This is a genomic window from Streptomyces sp. NPDC058469, assembly GCF_042721125.1.
Lineage (GTDB): Bacteria > Actinomycetota > Actinomycetes > Streptomycetales > Streptomycetaceae > Streptomyces.
This window is the reverse complement of record NZ_JBHXME010000118.1, coordinates 34,556-35,132: the sequence shown is the minus strand read 5'-3', so window position 1 is coordinate 35,132 and position 577 is coordinate 34,556. Positions and strand designations below refer to the sequence as shown.

General features: G+C 70.0%; 1 pseudogene and 1 riboswitch. The pseudogene reads right to left on the bottom strand.

Features of this window, described 5'->3' with window-relative positions:
* Positions 1-113 (bottom strand): annotated as a pseudogene (locus tag ACFWP5_RS36885) (cobalamin biosynthesis protein); the annotation flags it as partial.
* Positions 114-212: 99 nt separating this feature from the next.
* Positions 213-355, bottom strand: a riboswitch (cobalamin riboswitch).
* Positions 356-577: the final 222 nt, after the last annotated feature.

Below are 577 nucleotides of genomic sequence, written 5' to 3'. Positions count from 1 at the left end.
CCGGCAACGCGGCCGAACGCGGCGACCGGGTGCCCGCGGCGGGGATCGCCGAGCAGGTGGTCACCGAGAAGACCGGCGGCGGCGCCGTACGCGAAGACGCGATCGGCAGGCATCGGCTCAGCCGATCGCGGAGTCGGACACTGCGGGGGTACGGGACCTCGAACGGCAGCCGAGCATGGCGATATGTCCTCACTCAGGGTGTCCACGCCCTGGTTCGACGAGACCGGCGGTGAGAGTTCCTGGCTCCCGGGGCTACCTACCCCGGTGACAGTGGCGGGACCGCGCCGGATTCGCACCGGCTTCCTCTCCTGCCGCCGTATATGGCTCCGGCAGTCCACCATGCTGTTGGAAGGGCCGTCAACTTGCTGTTGACCTGCGGGGACGGAGTGTGCTGATGCCCACACGCGAGCGGCCGGCACTCCGCGGTGATCTGGGACGCCCAAGGCGCGATCACCGACCTCGGCACCCTGCCGGGACACGTCCAGAGCACGGGTGCGGCGATCGACTCCCGCGGCGTCGTGGTGGGCTCTTCCGACGGAGAGTCGAAATTCGGGCAGCACGCCGTGCGGTGGACGAC